The organism is Mesorhizobium sp. M0621 (assembly GCF_040320745.1).
Lineage (GTDB): Bacteria > Pseudomonadota > Alphaproteobacteria > Rhizobiales > Rhizobiaceae > Mesorhizobium.
Genome location: NZ_JAMYQF010000110.1, coordinates 1 through 3,589 on the forward strand (window position 1 = coordinate 1; position 3,589 = coordinate 3,589).

3 protein-coding genes and 3 pseudogenes are annotated in these 3,589 nt (G+C 62.1%); 2 read left to right on the forward strand and 4 right to left on the reverse strand.

What is annotated here, in order from left to right; all coding sequences use genetic code 11:
- Both NKI38_RS33155 and NKI38_RS33160 read right to left on the reverse strand, forming a co-directional pair.
- Positions 1 to 512 (reverse strand): transposase (locus tag NKI38_RS33155; protein ID WP_352665065.1); only part of this gene is annotated, 512 nt, incomplete at its 3' end.
- Between the two features lie 97 nt (positions 513 to 609).
- Positions 610 to 702, reverse strand: a pseudogene (locus NKI38_RS33160) (LysR family transcriptional regulator); the annotation flags it as partial.
- Positions 703 to 1,277: 575 nt separating this feature from the next.
- On the opposite strand from NKI38_RS33160, the gene NKI38_RS33165 reads away from it, so the two are divergent.
- Positions 1,278 to 1,553 carry an acyl carrier protein gene (locus NKI38_RS33165; protein WP_352595639.1) on the forward strand — a complete coding sequence of 92 codons (276 nt, stop codon included), beginning with the start codon at positions 1,278 to 1,280 and terminating at the stop codon, positions 1,551 to 1,553.
- On the forward strand, positions 1,554 to 2,759 hold the full coding sequence (locus tag NKI38_RS33170; RefSeq protein ID WP_352665067.1) for a beta-ketoacyl-[acyl-carrier-protein] synthase family protein: 1,206 nt from the start codon (positions 1,554 to 1,556) through the stop codon (positions 2,757 to 2,759).
- Here the strand turns inward: NKI38_RS33170 and NKI38_RS33625 are convergent.
- Positions 2,746 to 2,910, reverse strand: a pseudogene (locus NKI38_RS33625) (LysR family transcriptional regulator); the annotation flags it as partial. The gene NKI38_RS33170 and the pseudogene NKI38_RS33625 sit on opposite strands and share 14 nt — an antisense overlap.
- A gap of 168 nt (positions 2,911 to 3,078) precedes the next feature.
- Positions 3,079 to 3,589 (reverse strand): annotated as a pseudogene (locus NKI38_RS33175) (transposase); the annotation flags it as partial.

A 3,589-nucleotide genomic window follows, 5' to 3' on the forward strand; every position in this document is an offset into this window, starting at 1 on the left:
TCGTCAATGTCGAGTACGATCCGCTTCGGCACCTGCCGGAACGAGGCGCAATAGAGATCGACCATCGCCCGTCCCATCGCGACCAACTCCCGCACGCCGGGTAGGTTCTCCAGCCGGCACAGCGTCGATTGCGACGCCAGATCCCGACCCGACGGCAGCGCATCCTGGGCCATCTTGAAGACCGGATCGCGGCGCAGCCGGTTGGCGTCGTTGCCGTCCTCGTAGCCGGCCGCGATCATCTTCATGCGAAAGCCGATCATGTCCGCCAGGCTGTGGACGACCTGGTCCGGGCAGCGAGTTCGAGGAACCGGGTGACGCTGGCCATGACCCGTTCGCCTGCACGGATCATCGATGCAACGCGCCAGACGCTCGGCCACCCGCAACCGCTTTTCCACCTCGGCCAAGGCCAGAACGCCGCTGTTGGACGACAGCATGCCGCCGTCGAAACGGGCGACGACGGACTTGCCGCCGACTGATGACAAACCGCTCAGCGGCAGCGCAAGATCGTTCATGGTGGGTGTGGTCTCCGGGAAATGGTTCGGATCGGCTTAAGCAACCAAATCCTACGTCATTTCAACGGCTTGCGCCACATCCACCGACCCCCATGAATTTGGTTAGGTTGATGCGGCGTGCCGCCGCCGTGAGGCCGCGCTCGCTCAGCAGCGCGTCGAGAACGACGAGATCGAGCCCTTTGAAACGCATGTCTTAGCTATCCATAGCGTGGATGAATTCGATTGAAACAAACGATTTTACCAATTTTCCGGAATGTCGCATGGACTTGGCAGGATCTCACGTGCGCCGATCACTGCCTCTATCGCGTGGCGAGTCCCTTGAGAAGAGCCCGAAATAGGAAATCTGTCGCGTGCGGTGGAGATTGTACTGGGAATGAGAGGCAGCGCTCCGATCATGTCGAACTCTCCGACGAATGGCGGACCGGTACAATAGTTGATCGCAGCTGGTCCGGAGCTATGAAACATCTCGATTACATATGAGGTGCCGAGTGAATACGCTGACAGCACCCACCGTCGCAGCGTTTAGCTGACGTTTGACGACGGTTCCTATCCATTTACACGCAGATTCTTGATGTGCTGGCGCAAAACCGGGAGGCCGGCGACTCTTCTTCGTCATCGGGCTGACGCCGCAGAAGCCGGAGCTCGTCCGGTTCCTATGGGCATTGGGCTTGGTCGGTCGCACAGGCTCTATGAGGGGCAATTTTGGCAACGCGACGCGACTCGGGTTTTGAACGACGCCGAAAACGCAAGCTGGAAAGGAACAAGATGGCAGATCAACTCGCCAACGAAATAATCGCCATGATCAAGAAGCGCGCCGCGTCGGAGGGCGGCATAGCGCCTGCCACAGGCGGCGAGATAACGGCTGCCACGAGACTGACTTCGCTCGGTATCGATTCACTGGGATTGGCGGACGTTCTCTGGGACCTGGAGCAGGCCTACGGCATCGAGATCGAGATGAATACGGCCGAGGCATGGTCGGATCTCCAGAATGTTGGGGACATGGTGGAAGCCGTGCGCAGCTTGCTCGCTAAGGGGGTGTGAATGGACAGGCGCGTCGTGATTACTGGGATTGGCGGGATTTGCGGGCTTGGGACCAACGCCGCCGCCATTTGGACAGAGATGCGAGAAGGCCGCTCCGCCATCGGCCCAATCGTCAACTCCGAGCTCCATGAATTGAGGGTCAGGATCGGTGCCGAGATCAAGGCGCTGCCGGAGCATGACATCGACGGCAAGCAACTCATCTCCATGGACCGCTTCAGCCTGCTCGCTGTGCTTGCGGCGCGCGAAGCCATGCGTCAGGCCGGACTTTCCTCCAAAGAGGGAAATAGCTATCGCTTCGGTGCGACGGTGGGCGTTGGCGGCTGCGGGTGGGATGCGATCGAGCAAACCTACCGCGCCATCCTTCTGGGCGGTAAGCGTGCCGCTCTCTTGACTGTACCCAAGGCGATGCCGGGTGCCGCTGCCGGCCAGGTCAGCATGAGTCTCGGCCTGCGCGGGCCGGTCTTCGGCGTCACGTCCGCCTGTTCCTCGGCAAACCATGCGATTGCCTGCGCGGTGGACCAGATCAGGCACGGCCGGGCCGACGTGATGCTTGCCGGCGGCAGCGAAGCGCCGCTCATATGGGGTGTGCTGAAGGCATGGGAAGCGATCCGCGTGCTTTCGCCCGATACTTGCCGGCCATTCTCGGCCGATCGCCAGGGCCTGTCGCTTGGTGAAGGCGCCGGCATGGCGGTGCTGGAAAGCTACGAGCATGCCCTGGCTCGGGGCGCCACCATCCTTGCCGAAATTGCCGGTGCCGGCCTTTCCGCCGATGCGTCCGATATCGTCGCGCCGACTGTCGAGGGGCCGGAGGCAGCAATGCGGGCCTGCCTTGCCGATGCCAGGCTGGACGCCGAGGATGTCGACTATCTCAACGCGCACGGCACCGGCACAAAGGCCAACGACCAGATCGAGACTGCGGCGATCAAGCGCGTCTTCGGTCAGCACGCCTTCTCAATGTCCATTTCTTCTACCAAGTCCATGCACGCGCATTGCCTCGGCGCGTCCGGCGCGCTCGAGTTGATCGCCTGCGTGATGGCTATCCGCGAGAGCGTCGTGCCGCCGACTGCCAATTATCGTGAGCTGGACCCCGATTGCGATCTCGACGTCACGCCCAATGTGGCACGCGAGCGCAAGGTGCGCGTGGCACTGAGCAACTCCTTCGCCTTTGGCGGCACGAACGCGGTTCTGGCGTTCAGGCAAGTGTAGAAGCCATGAGAGATGCCTCCGGCAACATTATCTCTCGCATGCAGATGCTTGCCGGATAACTATTGTGAAGGGCGGGTCATTGACCGGCTCCGCGAATGCGGGAAGTGGCAGCGGAAGCTCGACGATCCGGGGGTATCGTCTTTGCGAAATTCTTAACTGTTGAACCGGCTTGGACGTACCGCCGCCCCGTCAAAGGTAAGCGAGGCCCTGCGGGCTCGGCTTGAGGGTCTGAAGCTGTACACGACAATGTCTGGAAGCCGCAGGGTCGGCTCTGCGCCCGTTATAGTCGCCTGAGTGCTGCCGGCCCGGCCGCGCCGCGGGCGCCGTCAACGAACTCCTTGAACCTGCGGACCTTGCCTGTCTTGGCCGACGCTTCCAAGCGCGCCGTCGTGCTGGCCTCCAGATCCGCGACATGCTTGCGCAGGGTCGTGGTGGGCGCGAGGCCAAAGATGAAGTCGACGTCGTTGGCGCGGCACCAGTCGATGACCTGCGGACTGCTAATGGCTATCGCCGCGGAGCAGGATTCGAATGTTCGGCCAGTTGATCCGGATCGCCCGCACCAGACGGCGCAGGTGGGGGCGGATCTCAGCCCCACTCGGCCGCTTGGCCGGTCGCAGGATCGCGCTGACGAACCGTTCCGCACCATCGAACACGACGATCGGCTGGAAGCCGTACTCGTCATGGTGGGCATTGAACAGGCGAAGCTGTTGGCCTCCGTGCACAGCGTCGAAGGTGTCGTCAATGTCGAGTACGATCCGCTTCGGCACCTGCCGGAACGAGGCGCAATAGAGATCGACCATCGCCCGTCCCATCGCGACCAACTCCCGCAC

Bases quoted from the DNA above. Each gene is read 5' to 3' on its own strand.
- NKI38_RS33170 (WP_352665067.1), top strand. From the start codon at position 1,554: ATGGACAGGCGCGTCGTGATTACTGGGATTGGCGGGATTTGCGGGCTT.
- NKI38_RS33165 (WP_352595639.1), top strand. From the start codon at position 1,278: ATGGCAGATCAACTCGCCAACGAAATAATCGCCATGATCAAGAAGCGC.